Origin of the sequence: Streptomyces sp. NPDC004542, assembly GCF_040610035.1 — a bacterium.
Taxonomy (GTDB): domain Bacteria; phylum Actinomycetota; class Actinomycetes; order Streptomycetales; family Streptomycetaceae; genus Streptomyces.
The window spans coordinates 1-18,020 of the sequence record NZ_JBEXLP010000120.1; the positions used below are offsets into that span (position 1 = coordinate 1).

Consider the following 18,020-nt stretch of genomic DNA (forward strand, 5'->3'; position numbering starts at 1 on the left):
GACCTGATCGCGGTCGCGGACACCGCGGGCCGCCCCGCCCGGCCCCGCACCACCCTCTACGGCGAGGTACCGCAGGAACGACAGCGAGCGGCGGCAGCCTCGGACGGACACCTGCCGGAACTGCTGCCGGTGCTGGAGGGGGACAGGAGCCCGTGAGAGGGGAAACGTGGACGGCGATCATCCCGGTCAAGCCGTTCTCGGTCGGGAAATCCCGTCTCGGCCCCGCGACCGTGTACCGGGAGCGTCTGGCGCGCGCGTTCTTCCTGGACACGCTCGACGCGGTGCTGAGCGCGCTCTCGGTGTCACGCGTCATTGTGGTGACCGGCGGTGAGGACGCGGCAGCGGACGCGGTGAGCAGGAACGCGGAGGTGGTGCACGACGCGTCCGGCGGGGGGCTCAACCGCGCCATCGTGCGGGGTGTCACGAGCGCCCGGCGGACACGCGCCGGTTCGGCCGTGGCCGTCGTCACGGCCGATCTGCCGTGTCTTCGCGCGGCGGACCTGGACACGGTACTGCGAGCGGCCCACCACCACCCGCGCGCGTTCGTCGCCGACCACACGGACAGGGGCACGACGGTGCTGACCGCCCAGCGCGGACATCGCTTGCGACCGGCGTTCGAGGGGCCGTCCCGGCGGCGCCATCTGGACTCGGGGGCGGTGGAGTTGCGGCTGCGGCATGCGCCCAGTGCCCGGCTCGACGTGGACACGATCGAGGATCTGGGGGCTGCGGCCGACTTCGGCGTCGGCGCTCACACCGCGGAACTGCTCGCCGTTCACCCCGGTCGGCGCGATGACGCCGTGACCGGCCGGGGCTGACGGTTCAGGGCGTGTGTTCCCCGGCGCCCCCGGCGCCCCCGGCGCCCCCGGCGCCCTCGGCGCCCCGGGCGACCTGGGCGGTCACACAGGTGCCCCCGTCACTTCGGTGGACCCGCATACCCGTCGCGTACGCCTGGACAAGTCGCAGCCCGCGACCGCTGGTCGCCGGCCCCTCGTCGCGCCGGGCCGCCCGCGGCCGCCACCGTCCTTGGTCCAACACCTCGATCCGGATCGACGCCTCTTCGTCGAGAAGCCGGAGCGAGACATCGGGACTGCCGCTGTGCAGATGCACGTTGGTGGCCAGCTCACTGACGATGATCACCAATGCGTCCTCCGTCTCGGTCGGCAGGCTCCAGCCCTGGCAGGTCTCACGGGCGAAGGCCCTGAACGCGGAGACGGCACGGGCCGAAGCTCTCATGCGGCACGTGGCGGACCGGCGAGGGCCGGCGGTGCGCCCGGCGTCTTCCGAAAGGGATGCTTCCAAGGTACTCATGTGCACCTCCTGAGGTGCGGGTGCGGGTGCGGGTGCGGGTTTCTGTTCCTGGGAGGACCGCGGACCGTTCCCGCGGACCGTTCGGCGACCGCCGGGGAGGTGGTCGCCGAACGGGTACTCCGTCCTGCGGGCTCCTCGACCTGTGCGGGGTCCCGGGAGGCGTCGCCGAGTGCCGCACGGGTGTCCGTACACGACCGCGCCCCCGTCGCCCCCGACGGTCACCACCCGGTGAGGTGTGATCCGGGGCGGCGGATCGCCGATCCATGGGATTCCGGCCTCATGTGGTTCCAGTGAGCCACCCGCCTCCTCCAGGGGACAGAACCGATCCCGTATGAGGTCATAAGCCGAGCTGAAGGCGGGACGTCGCAGCCATGAACACGGCTGGGCTCCGGCCGGTGTCCGCTGCCGCTCCCCGGGTGCGTCGCACAGTAGAATGGAAATGTCATACATATGCACACGAGGGAGGGCGATGAGTGAGCGAATGGCGTCCCCGGTGCGCCAGACACCGCTGGTACTGCAGGTAGCCGATCAGTTCCGTTCCCTGATCGACGACGGGACGTGGGCGGTGGGCTCCAAGATCCCCGGGGAGCTTCAGCTGGCCGCGGATCTCGGGGTGAGCAGGGGCACCGTTCGAGAGGCGCTGAGGGCTCTGAGCGTCGCAGGACTTCTGCAGCCCAAGGTGGGCGACGGCACCTATGTGCGCGCCCAGGACGAACTGACCGCACTGCTGATGCGTGGGCGCACCGCCGGCGGACTGGAACAGGCCCTCGACGTCCGCTCGATCCTGGAGGTCGCCGCCGCGGTCAGGGCGGCGGACAACCGCACCGACGCGGACATCGACGATCTCACCGGGGCTCTGGAGATGCGGGCGCGGGCCAACCGGGCACTGGACGCCGCGGCCTACGTCCACGCGGACCTGAGATTCCACAGCACCCTCGTGCGGGCGAGCGGGAACCCCTTTCTCGCCAAGCTGTACCAGGCCATCGGACAGAGCATGGAGGACTCGATCGCACAGACGGCCTCGCTGCCCGAAGATCCCGAACTGGAGCGTCTGCACCGCGCACTCGCCCAGGCGGTGGCGGACCGGGACCGGGAAGCCGCCGGAACCATCGCACAGCAGATGTTCGACGAGGTGGGCTTCCTGAGCGCGGTGACCTCCGCGGACGAGTGAGAGCGGCCACGTGCCACGGCTGCGGGACCGCCGCACCGCGCCCGTGCGCCCTCTGCCGCCCGCGTGGTCACAGGGGTCCTGCCGGGGCCCCTCGGACACGGCAGGACGGCTGCGCTCCTGACCGCGCCACCCGGTCCGCGGCGGACCCCGCTGCCGCCGTGCGCGGCTTCACACGCTCGAGGACGCTCACTCCTGGTATCCGCCGGGCCCCTGCGCCGCCACGGCCTTCCGGGCGATCCGCCAGAACTCCTGGACCAGGGGCGAGGTGTCGGCCCTCCGCCGCGCGAGCCAGAGACTGTACCGAAGGCCCGGCTCCCCCGTCGTGGGCAGCACCACCAGCCCGGCGAGCGTGTCCGGGTGCAGCAGGTGCACCTCCCAGGCGACCGCGGGAAAAACGGCATCGCCTCCCTGTCTGACCTGCTCCAGCACCGCCGGCAGCGTGGTCTCCCGTACGCCTTCCAACTCCGCGCCCACGCGGGACAGCGGCAGGGACATCGTGTCGAACATCCAGGCGTTCAGGCTGTGCGGATACAGCAGCACCCTGGTACCGCGCAGATCGGCGGCGGACACCACCGGCAGGTCCGCGAGCGGATGGCCGGCGGGCACGACCAACCGGGCAGGGCTGTCCTGCACCACGAAGATCTCCAGTTCCGGCTCCTCCGCGCCCAGCATGGCGAAGGTGACGTCGACCTCTCCGTCCCGCAGCCGCTGGAAGAGCTGGGGACTCCAGGCGTTCTCGAACCGGATCTCCACCCCCGGCAGCTCCCGGGCGACCGCGGCCATCACTCCCTTGCGTCCCGCGCTGCTGACCGCGTACGTCGGCGACCCGACCCGGAGCAGGCCCCGCTGCCCGCCGGCCAGCGAGCGTGCCTCGCCCTTCAGCCGCTCCGTCTCGGCCAGAACGGCCCGGACATGCGCCAGCAGCACCGTCCCGGCCTCGGTCAGCCGGGTGCCGCGTGAGGTGCGTTCGAAGAGGACGAGACCCAGCTCTCTTTCGAGCCGGGATATCTGCTGGCTCAGCGCGGACTGCGTGATGTGCTCGCGTTCGGCCGCCCGGGCGAAGTTGCCGGTGTCGGCGAGGGCGACGAAGTACTTCAGCTGCCGCAGTTCCACACAGTCATCCTCGGCAACAGCAGCCCGCCATGTCCAGGAATGTTCGCAGTCATTCATCGGGCATCGCGGCCGGATACCGCGGGAGGGCCGGGCCCCGGCAGACGTCGCCGGCCGTGGCGGAGCCGCAGGTGGCCGCCTTCACCTGGGCGGCGAACCCTGAATCCCGATGACCTCGACTTCGACTCCCCACGCCTCGAGCATCGTGGCCGTCTGCACGAGGGTGACCTGGGAAAAGGGGAACAGGGTGTCGGCGGAGAGGGCGGTTCCGTTCTTCAGCAGGATCGCGAAGACGAGCTTCGCGGGCCGGAAGCCCTCCGGCAGGGCCCGGCCAGGCCGGGCCGCGGCCACCTTCCGGGCGAACCCGTCCATGGCCTCCGGCGAGTGCAGCAGGGTCTGGACGGCGACCACCGCCTGGCCGAACAGGTGGCTCAGCGCGTCGGAGCCCTTGGCCCGCTTCACCATGACGAGGACGTCGTCCGGGCTCAGCAGGTCGCAGATCTCCACGCCGTTGCCCCGGTGCAGCGCGGTCCGGACGTTGTCCCGGTCGAAGCAGACGTACCCGGGCCGCAGATCGGGCACCGACTCGTTGTACGTCCGCTCCGTGTCCCCGAGCACCCAGGCCGGGAGGTCGACCGAGGGCGTGCCGGTGATGAGCCGCTCCACCTGGGAACGGATCGCCTCCAGGTACACCTCGCCGATCTCGTACCACTGCCCGTCCAGCAGGAAGAACCGGCGGGGGCCGAGCGCCACCTCCGCCTCGATCCAGCGCAGCACGTTCGACGTCCAGATGACGTCGCCCTTCGCTGCCCGGGTGTGCGAGTAGAGGGTGACGGTGCCGTCCCGGAGCGCGGCGAAGCGCCGTCCCGGCCCGTGCACACGCGCCCGGCCCAGGACGTACTCCAGGCTGAAGTCGTCGGTGGGGTAGGCCTCCGAGCGGCTGATCCTGGTGGCGAACACCTGGGCGGCGGCGTAGTCGTCCCAGTGGTCGGACGGGACGGCCACCGCGATACGTCCGTCCGGCTGCTCGCCGAGCATGTCGTCGAGCCGCTCCTCCAGTCGCGTGACGAGGCCGTCGTCCTTGACGGGGACGATGTGCTCGACGAATTCCAGCTCCGGGCTCGGGACCTCGTCCCGGAGGACACGGGCGATGGCCCGGATGTCCGCGACCAGGTCCGCGGCGTCGACGCCGAGCCGCATCCGCAGTCCGGTACCGCCCTCGACGCTGGAGATCTTCGTTCGGTTGTCCTTGGCGATGGTGAGCTGGATCCCGTCCAGCCGGCCGCCCAGCCGGCGCACGATCTGCGCGTGCTCCTGGACGCCCAGGCTCCAGACCGGAGTGCCCTGGGGCACAAGGGTGATGTCGGTCCGTCCGCCGCCCGGCGTATGGGAGACCAGGTCGCGGATCTGCGCGGGGTCCACCCTGCGGATCACGAAACCCAGTCCGAACCGGTGGTCCTTGACACGGTCGGGCACCAGCCGGAACCCCTGGTCGTAGCCGATGGCGTACACCTCGCCGTCGACCGCGAGCATCAGCAGCCCGGCCGACCGGTTCACCGGCCGCGACACCTCGCACCCGGTCGTGCGGTTGATCTCGCCGCACCAGCTCGCCACCTGCTGCTCGAAGCTGCCCGTGACCAGTAACGCCGGAACACCCAACCGCTCCGCCGGGAAGTGCAGTTCGGCATCGACTGCTTCGAGCCGCTCCGGGTCGAGGACGTCGAACATCGCGTCGACCGTGGGAGCGACCCCCGTGAGCCGGTACAGGGTGCGCTTGGACGTGCTGGACGTGCTCGTGGCCATGGTGCCGCTCCGTTGCGAAGGTGTTGTGGGCAGGGCGAGCCCGGGAGCCCCGGGGAGACCGGGGTGCGAGGTGAAAGCATCTCCAGTAGAGCGGCAACTGAAAGCACTGTCAAACACTTCACGTCGAGGTGATCCCGGTATAGAGTGAGGGTCGTCCAGCACGCCCGTCCCCACGTCACCGGCAGGAGCCCATGAACCAGCAGGCCAGCGCCCTCGTGACCGCCGCCGACATCTCCCGGCTGGCCGGGGTCACCCGCGCCACGGTGAGCAACTGGCGTCGCCGGCACCCGGACTTCCCGGCCCCGGCGGGAGGCACGGACGCCAGCCCGACCTACGACCTCGAGGCGGTACGCGCCTGGCTCTCCGCCCGCGGTCAACTCCCCGAGGACACACCGGCGGACGAACTCCGCACCGCACTGCGTACGCACCCAGGCGACGGCGAACTGCCCCTGCGCCTGCTCCCCGCGGTACTCGCGGCCGCCCGGCTGGGCCCGAGAGAGCGCGAGGCCCTTCCCGAACTACGTGACGACGCACTGCTGCGATGGGTCCGGTCGGCCGCGGACGACGGAGCGGACGACATTCCCGGAATCGAGAGCCCCGCGTACAGCGCCGATGTGACCGGGCCGCTGAGGGCCCTGGTGCGATGCGTCGTCATGGATGGCGCCGAGGCCGCGGCGGACGTCCTGGCCGAACGCCTGCTGGAGGACACCGGGAGCACCGGCACCTACGTCACGCCGCGCCCCTTGGCCGACCTCATGGCCCGACTCCTGGCCGACAGCGCGGACGCCTTTCCCCCGGGCGTTCTCGACCCCGCGTGCGGCACCGGATCTCTGCTGGCCGCGGCGGCATCCGCGGGCGCGACCGAACTGCACGGCCAGGACGTCCTGGTCGCCCAGGCCGCCCAGGCCGCCGTCCGGCTCCGGCTGAGCACGCCTGAGGCGGCGATCTCCGTCCGTACCGGGGACAGTCTGCGCTCCGACGCCTTCAAGGGCCTCACCGTGGACGCCGTCCTGTGCAATCCTCCGTACGGGGTCCGCGACTGGGGGCACGAGGAGCTGGCGTACGACCAGCGCTGGGCCTACGGCGTGCCGCCCAAGGGCGAGCCCGAACTCGCCTGGGTCCAGCACTCCCTGGCCCACCTGGCTCCCCGCGGCCGTGCCGTGCTTCTCATGCCGCCCGCCGTCGCGGAGCGTACCGCCGGCCGGCGTATCCGGGCTCAACTCGTACGCGACGGAGCCCTCCGCGCGGTCGTGTCGCTTCCCCAGGGCGCGGCCACCCCACTCCACATCGGCCTGCACCTCTGGGTTCTCGAACGGCCCGATCCCCAGGCCGAAGCCCCGGGTACGGTCCTGCTCGTCGACGCCGCCGCCGAGCACCGGGACCGGGATCTCGACTGGGCCACCGTCCACGACACCGTGCTCTCTGCGTGGCGGCCCTACCTCGCCGACCAGGACGGCTTCGCAGGAGCCTCCGGCATCGCCGGGGCCGTGCCGATCACCGACCTCCTCAACGAGGCCGTGGACCTGACCCCGGCCCGCCACATCCGGACGGCTTCCCGGCAGACGCTTCGCCCCGCCCTACTGGCCCGGCAGGCATCGGAGCTGTACGACCGACTACATCAGGCCACACAAGACCTGACCGGCCTCAGCGCCGACGGCGACTGGCCACCGGCCGAGGACCGACCGCGCGACTGGCGCACCGCGACGGTCGCGGATCTTCTCCGCGGCGGAGCTCTCAGTTTTCTTCACACCGCGCCCCCAGGCCGCCGGACCCGCAGCGGCCAGCCGCTGCCGCAGCCCGGCCCGGAACCCGGCGGACGCCCGGCGCTCACGGCCACCGACGTCATGGAGAACCGACCCGCCTCCGGCACGGAAGCGGACCTTCCCACCGGCGTCGCCCTCCCCGTGATCCAGGAAGGTGACGTGCTGCTCACCGAGATGCTCCGGGTGGGACGCTCCGCCGTGGCCCGGGTCGCCGAGCCGGGCGAGGCGGGCTGCTTCCTCGGGCCCCACCTGCTGCTCTTCCGCCCGGACCGGCGTCGGCTGGACCCCTGGTTCCTGGCCGGGTTCCTCGCAGCGGAGCAGAACGTCAACGCCGCGGCCACCGGCACGTCCATCATCCGGGTGGACCCCCGGCGGCTGCGCGTTCCCCTGCTCCCCCTCGCCGAACAGCAGCGCTACGGCGCCGCCTTCCGCCACCTGCACGAGCTGCGCAGCGCCGCCCGCCGCGCCGCCCGGGCCGCCGAGGACGTCACACGTCTCCTCGGCACCGGGCTGACCGGCGGCGCGCTGTTGCCGCACGGTCACGGATCGGCGTGAAACCTGCGGCCCGGCAACGCGAACGGCCAGACTTGACCTCTCCGCCCCTCGGGGACGGCGAGACTCCGGAAGGACAGAGTTGAACAGCAGCAAGCACACGGAACTGGCGAACCACGCGTGGTCGGTCGCCGACCTCCTGCGCGGCGACTACAAGCAGTCCGACTACGGCAAGGTGATCCTGCCGTTCACCGTGCTGCGGCGCCTGGAGTGTGTCCTCGCCCCGACCAAGGCCAAGGTCCTGGAGGTCGCCGCCCGCTACGAGGACCAGGACATCAACCCCGACCGCTTCCTGCGCAAGGCGTCCGGCCACAGCTTCTACAACACCAGCGCCTACACGCTGAAGGCCATCGCGGGCGACGCCGCTCACGCGGCGAAGTACCTCAACGAGTACTACGGCGCCTTCTCCCCCAACGCCCGGGAGGTCCTGGAGCGGTACGACTTCGCCCAGCAGATCAAACGGCTGGACGCGGCGGACCTGCTCTACCAGGTGGTCGGACGGTTCGCCGACCTCGACCTGCGGCCGGTGAAGAGGGACGACGACGGCAACGTCGTACTCGGCGAGGACGGCAGGCCCGTCGAGATCGTCTCCAACCACCAGATGGGCTACGTCTTCGAGGAACTGATCCGGCGCTTCGCCGAGCAGTCCAACGAGACGGCCGGTGAGCACTTCACACCGCGGGAGGTCATCCGGCTGATGGTCAACCTGCTCGTCGCACCGGACAGCGACGCGCTGGCGCTGCCGGGCACCGTGCGCACGGTCATGGACCCGGCCTGCGGGACCGGCGGCATGCTCAGCGCGGCCGAGGAGCACATCACGGCCCTCAACCCGGACGCCACGGTCAAGGTCTTCGGTCAGGAACTCAACCCCGAGTCCTGGGCCATCTGCCGGTCGGACATGATGATCAAGGGCCAGGACCCGGAGAACATCAAGTTCGGCAACTCGTTCAGCGACGACGGCCACACCGGAGCCACCTTCGACTACCTGCTGGCCAACCCGCCGTTCGGCGTGGAGTGGAAGAAGGTCAAGGACACCGTCGAGGAGGAGCACGAACGCCTCGGTGAGAGCGGGCGGTTCGGAGCCGGCCTGCCGCGCATCAACGACGGTTCGCTGCTCTTCCTCCAGCACATGATCTCGAAGATGAAGCCGGTGGACGCGTCGGGCGCGGGCGGCAGCCGGATCGCGATCGTCTTCAACGGCTCCCCTCTGTTCACGGGAGCGGCGGAGTCGGGTGAGTCCAGGATCCGGCAGTGGATCCTGGAGAACGACTGGCTGGAGGGCATCGTCGCCCTCCCCGACCAGCTCTTCTACAACACCGGCATCTCCACGTACTTCTGGGTGCTCAGCAACCGCAAGGCCAGGGACCGGCGCGGCAAGGTCGTCCTGCTGGACGCGCGCGACTACTGGCGGAAAATGCGGAAGTCGCTCGGCGACAAGCGCAAGGAACTGGGCGAGCAGCACATCTCCGAGATCACGAGGCTCTACACGGAGGCGCTGGCGGTCGTCGACGCGGCGGAGAGGGGCGGCGGCCACGACCTGGCCGACCGGGCCGGGAAGATCAAGGTCTTCCGCAACGAGGACTTCGGGTACCGCCGGATCACCGTCGAACGTCCGTTGAAGCTCCGCTTCGAGGTGACGGAGGAGACACTGGCGGCCCTCACCGCCTCCAAGCCGATCACCCGGGCCACGGACGCCGAGGCCTTCGCGGCGGCACTGCGCCCGCTCGTCGGCAAGTCCTGGACGACGAAGTCCGACGCGTGGATCGACCTCAAGGACGCGGTCGTCGCGGCCGGCCTGCTGTGGCCGACGGGCGCGCCGTTCGCCAAGGCACTCCGGGAGGCGGTCGGCGTACGGGACCCGGAGGGCGAGGTCCAGCGCGTCAAGGGCGAGCCGGAACCGGATCCCGAGCTGCGGGACTACGAGAACGTGCCGCTGGAGGAGGACGTGGAGGAGTACCTGCGGCGGGAGGTGCTGCCGCACGTCCAGGACGCGTGGATCGACCACAGCAAGACGAAGATCGGCTACGAGATCCCGTTCACGCGGCACTTCTATGTGTACAAGCCGCCACGGCCGCTGGCGGAGATCGACGCGGAGCTGAAGGCTCTGGAGGGCGAGATCCAGGCGCTGCTCGGGGAGGTCACGAAGTGACTGCTGTCGCCCCCTGGCTTGAAGGATCCCACTGGCCCACCGTGCCGATTCGGCTTGTTGCCCGGCTGGGTTCCGGGCACACGCCCAGCCGGAGCGTGCCCGAATACTGGGACAACTGTACGGTTCCCTGGATCACTCTGGCAGATGTATGGCAGTTGCGCAGCGGCACCACCGATGTCATTACGGAGACAAAAGAAAAGGTCAGTACGCTGGGTTTGGCCAATTCGGCAGCGGTAAAACATCCAGCCGGCACTGTGATCCTCTCGCGTACCGCATCAGTGGGCTTTTCCGCCATCATGGGTGCAGATATGGCGACGAGTCAGGATTTTGCCACATGGACGTGCGGACCCAAGCTGGATCCCAGATTTCTCCTCCATTGCCTCAGGGCAATGGCTCCGGATCTCAAGCGAATTTCGACGGGGTCCACCCACAAGACGATTTACATGCCGGATATTGAGCAACTGAGGGTTCCAGTACCTTCGGTGGCCGACCAGCGCCGCATCGTCGAGTTCCTTGACGCCGAAACTGGGCATGTAGAGCGGCTGATCTCACTGCAGCGCGGGATCGCGACTCGCCTAGAGGAACGTGAAGTCGCGCAGTTGGATATTGCCATCGACGAGCAGAGTGCCCGGTCGGGAGTGGTACCGCTTCGCCGTTTCCTTTGGGGAGTCGACCAAGGAAGTAGCCCGCAGTGCGACGCCATCCCAGCTGGCGAGGATGAATGGGGCGTACTCAAAGTGAGCTGCCTTCGCCCAGGTGAATTCCTCGCTCACGAAAACAAGCGCCTCCCTACCTCCGAACAGCCCCTGAGGCGCAGCGAAGTACACGAAGGGGACTTGCTTATCACACGAGCCAATACACCTCAACTGGTCGGGTCTACGGCCGTGGTGCCCAAGGTTCGAAGCAAGTTGTTGCTTTCAGACAAGATCTTCCGCGTCCGACTGAGGCACGACTTGGAGCCGGAATACGTAGCGGCGGTAGCCCGGGGAACTCGAATCCGGTCTCTTTGTTCTGCGACTTCAAATGGAGCCTCACAGTCGATGGCTAATATTCGGTTTGACGAGGTCAAAGCGTGGCCCATTCCTATTGCCGATTTGACGGAGCAGCGAAACTTTATCGAAAGGGTTAATCGCAGTCGTGAGCAAGTCAACGCGCTTCGCTCGACCCTCACACGTCAAATCGACCTCCTCACCGAGCGCCGCCAAGCGCTGATCACCGCCGCCGTCACCGGACAGATCGACGTGTCCACCGCCAGCGGGCGGGGGATCGAGGAATGATCGCGCCATGAGTTCCGCCGCGCTTCACCGCCCACTGCCGTTCATCACCCGTGTCCGGGTCGAGAACTACAAGTCCATCGCTCACTGCGACGTGGCTCTCGGCCGGTTCACCGTGCTGCTCGGGCTGAACGCCGCAGGCAAGTCGAACTTCCTCGACGCCCTGCGCTTCGTCCGTGATGCGCTCGCGCAGGGCCCAGCCGAGGCCGTGGCGGCACGCGGCGGGTGGGAGGAGGTGCTGCGCCGGGTCCCGGAGCCGGCGACCTCCTGCACCATCGGTCTGGAGTTCCACCTGCCGGCGACCACCCCCGACGGGGAGACCTGGGTGGGGTGGTACGAGATCACCCTGGCACCGCCAACCCCCACCAGGGCGGGGCGAGATGCGGGGTCTGGTGTCCGTATCAAGCGTGAGTTCTGCGAAATGCGTCACCCTGGCGCCAAGGGCGAGACTGGCACCGAGCTCTTCGTGGTGCGAGACCGTGCGGGAACGGGACGTCGTCAGAGTGTGCTGGAACTTCCACGAGTGTCTGACACAGAGCCGTTCGGTGAACTTCACGGGACGCTCACGGAGATGTTCTTCTACAGCCCGGACCTGGCCAATCTACGCAAGGCCAACCCGAACACCCCGACCGCCGGAGCCCTGGGCGAAGACGGCGGCGACCTCGGCCCCGCCCTGGCCGCTCTCGGAGATGAGGAGCGTCAGCGCATCTCGCAGTACCTCGGGGTGATCGTGCCCGGCGTCGTGGACGTCGGCCCCACTGATCCCTCCGCCGACTACATCGCAGCCCGGATCAACTTCGCCATCGACGGCGAGACCGAACCGCACGTGTTCCGGGCCGAGTCCATGTCGGAGGGGACCATCCGGGCCATCGGTCTGCTGACCGCGCTCTTCCAGCCCGAGGCCCGTGAGGGTTGGATTCCGCTTGTCGCCGTCGAAGAGCCCGAACTCGCGCTGCACCCACTCGCGGCCGGGGCTCTCTACGACGCGCTCACGGAAGCCAGCGAGCACGTGCAGATCCTCGCCACCACACAGAGCGCGGAGCTGTTCGACCGCAAGGAGGCCGATCTGTCGGCCATCCGCGTGGTCGCCGCCGAGCACGGGGTGACGGTGATCGGCGAAGTGGACCCGGTGAGCCGGTCGATCGTCGCCGACGGCCTGGCCACCACGGCCGAACTGCTGCGTTCCGACCAGTTGCGCCCGGTCGTCGAACCCCCAGCCGAGCCGGAGGGTGCGGAGTGAGCCACCAGAGGGTCACGATCGCCTCTGTCGTCGAGGGCGAGGGCGAGATCAGCGCACTGCCCGTGCTCCTGCGGCGGCTGATGTACGAGGCGGAGATCTGGGACGCGGACATCCAGCCGCCCTTCCTGGTCGACCGCGGCCGGCTCGTCCGGCCGGGCGGTCTGGAAGCCGCCGTGGAGGCCCAGGCTCGACGCGTGCCCGCCGACCACCCCGGGGGCATCCTGGTCGTGATCGACGCCGACGACGACTGCCCGGCCAGCCTCGGGCCTTCGCTGCTGGCCCGGGCCGAGGCCGCCCGCCCGGACCGCCGGACGGCCGTCGTGCTGGCGAACCGGGAGTTCGAGGCGTGGTTCCTCGCGTCGGCGCCTTCGCTCGGCGGTCGGGCGGGTCTCACCGAGGATCTGGAGGTCCCGCCCAACAGCGAGACGTTACGCGACTGCAAGGGCTGGCTGACCCACCACCGGCGCGACGGAGTGCGGTACCGCCCCCGTGTGGACCAGGCGGCGCTGACCCAGGACATGGATCTGGCCCTGGCCCGCGTCAACTCGCCGTCCTTCGAGAAGTTCTGCCGCGACATCACCTACCTGGTCACCGGAAAGCGGGGGGAATAGCCGCTCATGCCCGTCCACGACGAAGCAGCCTTCGGGAACGCCATAACCGCCGCCCTGCTGGAGCGCGGCTGGCGTGAGGGAAACCGCCAGCACTACCGCCCCCATCTCGGCCTGGACACCGCCCAGCTCTTCGAGTTCGTCGGCAGGACCCAGGCCGGCGACTGGGCCGAGCTGATCGCCCTCTACGGCGGGGATCCCGACACCGCCCAGGCCGGGTTCGCCAAGCGCGTGGACCAGGCGATCGGCACCGACGGTGTGCTGGACGTGCTCCGCAAGGGTGTGAAGGACCACGGCGTCCTGATCAGGCTCGCCTACTTCAAGCCGTCGCTCGTCGCGTCGGACGCGGTGCTGGACGACTACCGGGCGAACCGGCTGACCTTCGTCAGGGAGCTGGAGTACGCCGCCAAGCAGGCGGACAAGGGCAAGCGCCTCGACCTCACCCTCTTCCTCAACGGGGTCCCGCTGGCGACCGCCGAGTTGAAGAACGCCCTCACGCGCCAGGGCGTGGAGGCCGCCAAGGAGCAGTACCGCACGACCCGCGACCCCAGCGAGCTGATCTTCGCGCGGCGTGTGATCGCGAACTTCGCCGTCGACACGGACCTGGTGTTCGTCGCACCGGAGCTGCGGGGCAAGCCGACGCGGTTCCTGCCGTTCAACACCGGCTCCAAGGGCCCGGGGAGGCCCGGCGGCGCGGGGAACCCGGCGCCCACCGCCCCCGGGACGTACGCGACCTCGTACCTCTGGGAGCAGATCTGGGAGCGGGACACCTGGCTCGACCTGATCGAGCGGTTCGTGCACCTCAGCAAGGAGAAGGGCCCGGACGGGCGGACCCGCAGGAAGCTGATCTTCCCGCGCTACCACCAGTGGGACATCGTCACGAAGCTCGCCCGCCACGCGGCCCGCCACGGCGCCGGTCACCACTACCTGGGGATGGCCTCCGCCGGCTCCGGCAAGTCGAACACCATCGGCTGGCTGGCGCACCGCCTGTCGTCGCTGCACACGCCCACCGACCCCGCCGAGATCGACCCCGACGCCCTGGCCGCCGGACTCAAGCCCGGCGCGCCCGTCTTCGACAAGGTCGTGATCATCACCGACCGCCGCAACCTCGACGCCCAGTTGCGCGAGACCGTCGGCAGTTTCGAGAAGACCGCCGGTCTGGTCGTGAAGATCGACGAGAAGCACGGCGCGAAGTCCGACCAGCTCGCCAAGGCGCTGTCCCGGGAGACCGGGAAGATCATCACGGTCACGCTGCACACCTTCCCGGCCCTCATCGACTACCTGCGCCGCAACCCCACCGAGATCCAGGGCCACAACTTCGCGATCATCGTGGACGAGGCGCACTCCTCGCAGTCCGGCGACGCGGCCACGGCCGTCCGCGCGGCCCTGCGTGACCTGGGCCTGGACTCGGACTCCGACGAGCCCGGCGCCACCGAGCAGGCAGCGGCGGAGGCCACCACCGAGGCCAAGCTCATCCGGAAGGCCGCCCAGCGCAGCAAGGCCGCGAACCTGTCCTACTTCGCCTTCACGGCCACGCCCAAGGCCAAAACGCTCGAACTCTTCGGCACCCTGGAGAGCGTGGGCGGCAAGCCGACGTACGTCCCCTTCCACACGTACTCGATGCGCCAGGCCATCGAGGAAGGCTTCATTCTCGACCCCCTGTGCACCTACGTCACGTACGACACGTACTGGAAGCTGGTGAACAAGAACCCGGACGAGCGCGAGGTGGACCCCTCCCGGGCGAATCCGCTGCTCGCCCGGTACGCGCTCACGCACGACTCCACCGTGACGCAGCAGGCGCACGTGATCGTCGAGCACTTCCGCACCCACACCGCCGGCCGGCTCGGCGGCCGGGCCAAGGCCATGGTGGTGACCGCCTCCCGGCAAAGCGCCGTGCAGATGGCCCGCGCGATCAAGAAGTACGTCAAAGACCAGGCGTACGCCGACCCGGGCGTCCTGGTCGCCTTCTCCGGCAGCCTCACGTACGACGGCGAGGAGACGACCGAGCCGAAGGAGAACGGCGGCCTCGCCGAGTCCGCGCTGCCGAAGGCGTTCGCGTACACGCGCAAGGACGACAAGGCCGTGCGCACCGGCGGGACGGCGACACAGCGCGAGTACCGCATCCTGGTCGTCGCCGAGAAGTACCAGACCGGCTTCGACCAGCCGCTCCTCACGACGATGTACGTGAACAAGAAGCTCGCGGGCATCAGCGCCGTCCAGACCCTCTCCCGGCTGAACCGCACCGCCGACCGCAAGTCACAGGCGGACCTGGCCGTGCTGGACTTCGTCAACGACGCCGAGGACATCAAGGAGTCCTTCCGCCCGTACTTCGAGGAGGCCAACACCCTCCCCTCCGACCCGAACCTCCTCTACACCGCGCAGAGCAAGGTCATGCGGCCCGACCTCCTCGTCGAGGAGGAGATGCGGGAGTTCGCCGACGCCTATCTGGCGGCCGAGGAGAAGGCTGCGGGCTCGGTGGCCCGCTGGGAGAAGCTGCACGCGGAGCTGTACCGGCATCTCGAGCCCGCCGTCGGACGGTTCACCGAACTGCTGGACCGCAGGGACGAGGCCGGCGACCCGGACGAGGACGCCCGCGAAACCGCCGAGCAGTTCCGCGCGGACCTCAACGACTACGTACGGAAGTACGGCTTCCTCTCGCAGATCGTGCCCTACCGTGACGCCGACCTCGAATGCCTCTACCTCTACGGCCGCCACCTCCTCAACCGTCTGCCGCGGCGCGGAGACGGCGGCGTGGACATAGGGGACGTCGACCTCAGCCACCTGCGCATCCAGAAGACCGGCGAGCACGACCTCTCCCTGACCGCCGAGGGAGCGGCGGAGCTGCGCGGCTTCGGCGAGGGCACGGGCGGTGCCAAGGAGCAGGAGAAGTCGCTGCTGTCGGAGCTGATCGAGAAGTTCAACGACAAGTTCGGCACGGACTTCACCGAACAGGACGTGATCACGCCGTTCTCCGAGGCGAAGGCGGACCCGAAGGTCCGCGCGGCCGCGGTCAACGACGAGGAGAACTTCGGGCTCGTCTTCGACGAGGTCTTCGAGGACAAGATGGCCGAGCACATCGACACCATCGCCGACATGGGACGCCAGTACTTCAGCCACGACGACAGCTTCAAGCAGTCACTCAACCAGAGTGCGCGCCGGGCGGCCTGGCGGATGATCCGCCGGGAGGAGAACATCGACGACGAGGCGGCCTGACCCACCGGGCCTAACCGCCCGGGGGGAACGAGAGGCCCGCGATCACGGACGTTCCGCGCGTGGGGCGGGGCCGGACCGTCCAGGCCGTGGCCAGGCTTTCGACGAGGAACAGACCCCGACCGCTCTCGGAGTCCGTGTCCGGTTGGGCCAGTACCGGCTTGCCGGTGCCAGGGTCGGAGACGGCGAGCCAGTAGTGCCCGTCGGCGGGCCACACGACGAGTTCGATCAGGTCCTCGTCCTCCCGGCGGGCACCGTGGCGGATGGCATTGGTGACCAGCTCGGACGTCAACAGGCAGAGAATGTCGCCGAGGTGGGGCCGAAGGACGTCCGGCAGCGACTCGGCGACGGCGTGCCGGGCCCGCCGTACGGAGGTGGGGTGGGCGGGGAAGCGCCAGTGGGCGGGTACGAGGGGGACTTCGGGCATGGCGAACTCCGTTGCGATGTGAAGGGTTTGGGGTCGCCGGTGGCCTACCGCCCTGGTCGCGGACACACCCGTCCCAGGGCAGGCGGGCATGCTCGCGCGGTGCGCTTCCGGCATTGCGGTGTGTAACTTGCGCGATACTCACAGTAGAGCAACGGGGGTACATGTGCTACCAAGTCCGGAAGGCCGTTGGAACGAACTTCGCTTCGCGGCAAACTGATCCGCACGCGACGAGAGGGAACGCATGCCGCCGAGGAGCAATCCGACCGCACGCCAGCAGCGCCTGGGGGCAGAGCTTCGCAAGCTACGGGAAGGGGCGGGACTGTCCACCGAACAGGCCGCCGTACTGCTGGACACGAAGCGGACCGTAATCACCAGCACCGAGGCGGGACGCCACGGCGTCAGCCCGGAGCGTGTCCGGCGCATCGCCTTCCGGTACGAGTGCACGGACCAGGCTCTGGTGAATGCACTGGTCGCCATGTGCGGCGACCGCACGAGCGGCTGGTGGGAGGAGTATCGCGACCTCCTGCCCGCGACGTTTTTGGACATCGCCGAGCTGGAGTGGCACGCCCAGGGCCTGCGTGTCAGCACGATGACGCACATGCCGGGACAGTTGCAGAGCGAGGCGTACGCGCGCGCTCTCTTCCGAGCCGCCATCCCGCCGCTGCCCGACGAGGAGTTCGAGGCCAGAGTGGCCCACCGCATGCAACGGCACCAAGCCATCGACAGGCCCGGGGCTCCGGCCTACGTCGTGATCGTCCACGAAGCCGCCCTGCGGATCGAAGTCGGCGGACGCGGGGTGCTACGAGAGCAGCTCGGTCACCTCATGGCAGCCGCAGACCGCGACAACGTCACGATTCAGGCCATTCCGTTCTCGGCCGGCGTGTTCCCCGGTTCGGGGCAGGCGATCCTCTACGCCCTCGGCCAGGTACCCCTGCTGGACACCGTGCAGCTGGACCGCACGACGGCGGGAGAATTCCTGTATTCCGGAGCTCACTTGTGCAAGTACCGTCTGCAACTCGACGAGATGCAGAGGATCGCGCTTCCACCGAAGAAGACCCTCGATCTCATGCACACCATTTCACGAACCCTTTAGGAGAGTTCACCATGCCTGACATCACCTGGGAAGCACCCTTCTGCCAGGATGCGAGCAACTGCTTCCGCCTCGGCACCGACGCCGACGGCAACGGCTACATAGCCGTCGCCGGCCAGGAGGACCACTACCTGACCGACTCCCTCGAAGCCCTGCGCACCCTCATCACCGACATCAAGGCCGGCAAGGCCGACCACCTGCTGTAGGACCCGCCACGCGCACGGGTGTGTCAATTTAACGGCTGATCTTGGTTGTTGAGGTTCAGTTGTTGGCCGGGGTGAGCCGGCCCTCGAAGGCGATCTGGAACGCGTTGAG

General features: G+C 69.2%; 14 protein-coding genes. 10 read left to right on the forward strand and 4 right to left on the reverse strand.

Features of this window, described 5'->3' with window-relative positions; genetic code table 11:
- Positions 1-152 precede the first annotated feature (152 nt).
- A complete protein-coding gene (cofC, locus tag ABZX30_RS34875) occupies positions 153-815 on the forward strand; it encodes a 2-phospho-L-lactate guanylyltransferase (RefSeq protein WP_355941436.1) in 663 nt (220 codons plus the stop codon).
- Positions 816-819: 4 nt separating this feature from the next.
- Here cofC and ABZX30_RS34880 read toward each other — a convergent pair whose 3' ends face one another.
- On the reverse strand, positions 820-1,233 hold the full coding sequence (locus tag ABZX30_RS34880; protein WP_355941439.1) for an ATP-binding protein: 414 nt from the start codon (positions 1,231-1,233) through the stop codon (positions 820-822).
- A gap of 544 nt (positions 1,234-1,777) precedes the next feature.
- On the opposite strand from ABZX30_RS34880, the gene ABZX30_RS34885 reads away from it, so the two are divergent.
- Positions 1,778-2,479 (forward strand): FadR/GntR family transcriptional regulator, encoded by a 702-nt coding sequence (locus tag ABZX30_RS34885; protein ID WP_355941442.1) that lies wholly within the window; start codon positions 1,778-1,780, stop codon positions 2,477-2,479.
- Between the two features lie 186 nt (positions 2,480-2,665).
- Here ABZX30_RS34885 and ABZX30_RS34890 read toward each other — a convergent pair whose 3' ends face one another.
- Both ABZX30_RS34890 and ABZX30_RS34895 read right to left on the reverse strand, forming a co-directional pair.
- Positions 2,666-3,592, reverse strand: coding sequence for a LysR family transcriptional regulator (locus tag ABZX30_RS34890; RefSeq protein WP_355941445.1), 927 nt, complete (start codon positions 3,590-3,592; stop codon positions 2,666-2,668).
- Positions 3,593-3,730: 138 nt separating this feature from the next.
- The gene (locus ABZX30_RS34895; protein WP_355941448.1) at positions 3,731-5,392 is read right to left on the reverse strand and encodes a TIGR04141 family sporadically distributed protein; all 1,662 of its coding nucleotides are present in this window, start codon (positions 5,390-5,392) and stop codon (positions 3,731-3,733) included.
- A 191-nt stretch (positions 5,393-5,583) separates the two neighbouring features.
- Here ABZX30_RS34895 and ABZX30_RS34900 point away from each other — a divergent pair, with 191 nt between their 5' ends.
- From ABZX30_RS34900 to ABZX30_RS34925, 6 genes are all read left to right on the forward strand, one after another.
- Positions 5,584-7,710, forward strand: a complete 2,127-nt coding sequence (locus ABZX30_RS34900; RefSeq protein ID WP_355941451.1) for an N-6 DNA methylase — start codon at positions 5,584-5,586, stop codon at positions 7,708-7,710.
- Between the two features lie 79 nt (positions 7,711-7,789).
- On the forward strand, positions 7,790-9,856 hold the full coding sequence (locus ABZX30_RS34905) for a class I SAM-dependent DNA methyltransferase (RefSeq protein WP_355941453.1): 2,067 nt from the start codon (positions 7,790-7,792) through the stop codon (positions 9,854-9,856).
- A complete protein-coding gene (locus ABZX30_RS34910) occupies positions 9,853-11,133 on the forward strand; it encodes a restriction endonuclease subunit S (RefSeq protein WP_355941456.1) in 1,281 nt (426 codons plus the stop codon). Before ABZX30_RS34905 ends, ABZX30_RS34910 begins: the two co-directional genes overlap by 4 nt.
- 7 nt (positions 11,134-11,140) lie before the next feature.
- Complete coding sequence (locus tag ABZX30_RS34915) at positions 11,141-12,370, forward strand: AAA family ATPase (protein ID WP_355941459.1); 1,230 nt, start codon at positions 11,141-11,143, stop codon at positions 12,368-12,370.
- Positions 12,367-12,981, forward strand: coding sequence for a DUF4276 family protein (locus tag ABZX30_RS34920; protein ID WP_355941461.1), 615 nt, complete (start codon positions 12,367-12,369; stop codon positions 12,979-12,981). The genes ABZX30_RS34915 and ABZX30_RS34920 overlap by 4 nt, the downstream gene beginning before the upstream one ends.
- 6 nt (positions 12,982-12,987) lie before the next feature.
- Entirely contained in the window at positions 12,988-16,191 is a 3,204-nt protein-coding gene (locus tag ABZX30_RS34925) for a type I restriction endonuclease (protein WP_355941464.1), read from the forward strand.
- A gap of 10 nt (positions 16,192-16,201) precedes the next feature.
- Here ABZX30_RS34925 and ABZX30_RS34930 read toward each other — a convergent pair whose 3' ends face one another.
- The gene (locus ABZX30_RS34930) at positions 16,202-16,615 is read right to left on the reverse strand and encodes an ATP-binding protein (protein WP_355941467.1); all 414 of its coding nucleotides are present in this window, start codon (positions 16,613-16,615) and stop codon (positions 16,202-16,204) included.
- A 241-nt stretch (positions 16,616-16,856) separates the two neighbouring features.
- On the opposite strand from ABZX30_RS34930, the gene ABZX30_RS34935 reads away from it, so the two are divergent.
- The gene (locus ABZX30_RS34935) at positions 16,857-17,708 is read left to right on the forward strand and encodes a helix-turn-helix transcriptional regulator (protein WP_355941469.1); all 852 of its coding nucleotides are present in this window, start codon (positions 16,857-16,859) and stop codon (positions 17,706-17,708) included.
- Positions 17,709-17,719: 11 nt separating this feature from the next.
- Positions 17,720-17,911, forward strand: coding sequence for a hypothetical protein (locus ABZX30_RS34940; RefSeq protein ID WP_355941472.1), 192 nt, complete (start codon positions 17,720-17,722; stop codon positions 17,909-17,911).
- The last annotated feature ends 109 nt before the right edge of the window (positions 17,912-18,020 follow it).

Coding starts and splice junctions, on each gene's coding strand:
- ABZX30_RS34880 (WP_355941439.1), bottom strand. CDS start 1,233: ATGAGAGCTTCGGCCCGTGCCGTCTCCGCGTTCAGGGCCTTCGCCCGT.
- ABZX30_RS34885 (WP_355941442.1), top strand. CDS start 1,778: ATGAGTGAGCGAATGGCGTCCCCGGTGCGCCAGACACCGCTGGTACTG.
- ABZX30_RS34895 (WP_355941448.1), bottom strand. CDS start 5,392: ATGGCCACGAGCACGTCCAGCACGTCCAAGCGCACCCTGTACCGGCTC.
- ABZX30_RS34900 (WP_355941451.1), top strand. CDS start 5,584: ATGAACCAGCAGGCCAGCGCCCTCGTGACCGCCGCCGACATCTCCCGG.
- ABZX30_RS34915 (WP_355941459.1), top strand. CDS start 11,141: ATGAGTTCCGCCGCGCTTCACCGCCCACTGCCGTTCATCACCCGTGTC.
- ABZX30_RS34925 (WP_355941464.1), top strand. CDS start 12,988: ATGCCCGTCCACGACGAAGCAGCCTTCGGGAACGCCATAACCGCCGCC.
- ABZX30_RS34930 (WP_355941467.1), bottom strand. CDS start 16,615: ATGCCCGAAGTCCCCCTCGTACCCGCCCACTGGCGCTTCCCCGCCCAC.
- ABZX30_RS34935 (WP_355941469.1), top strand. CDS start 16,857: ATGCCGCCGAGGAGCAATCCGACCGCACGCCAGCAGCGCCTGGGGGCA.
- ABZX30_RS34940 (WP_355941472.1), top strand. CDS start 17,720: ATGCCTGACATCACCTGGGAAGCACCCTTCTGCCAGGATGCGAGCAAC.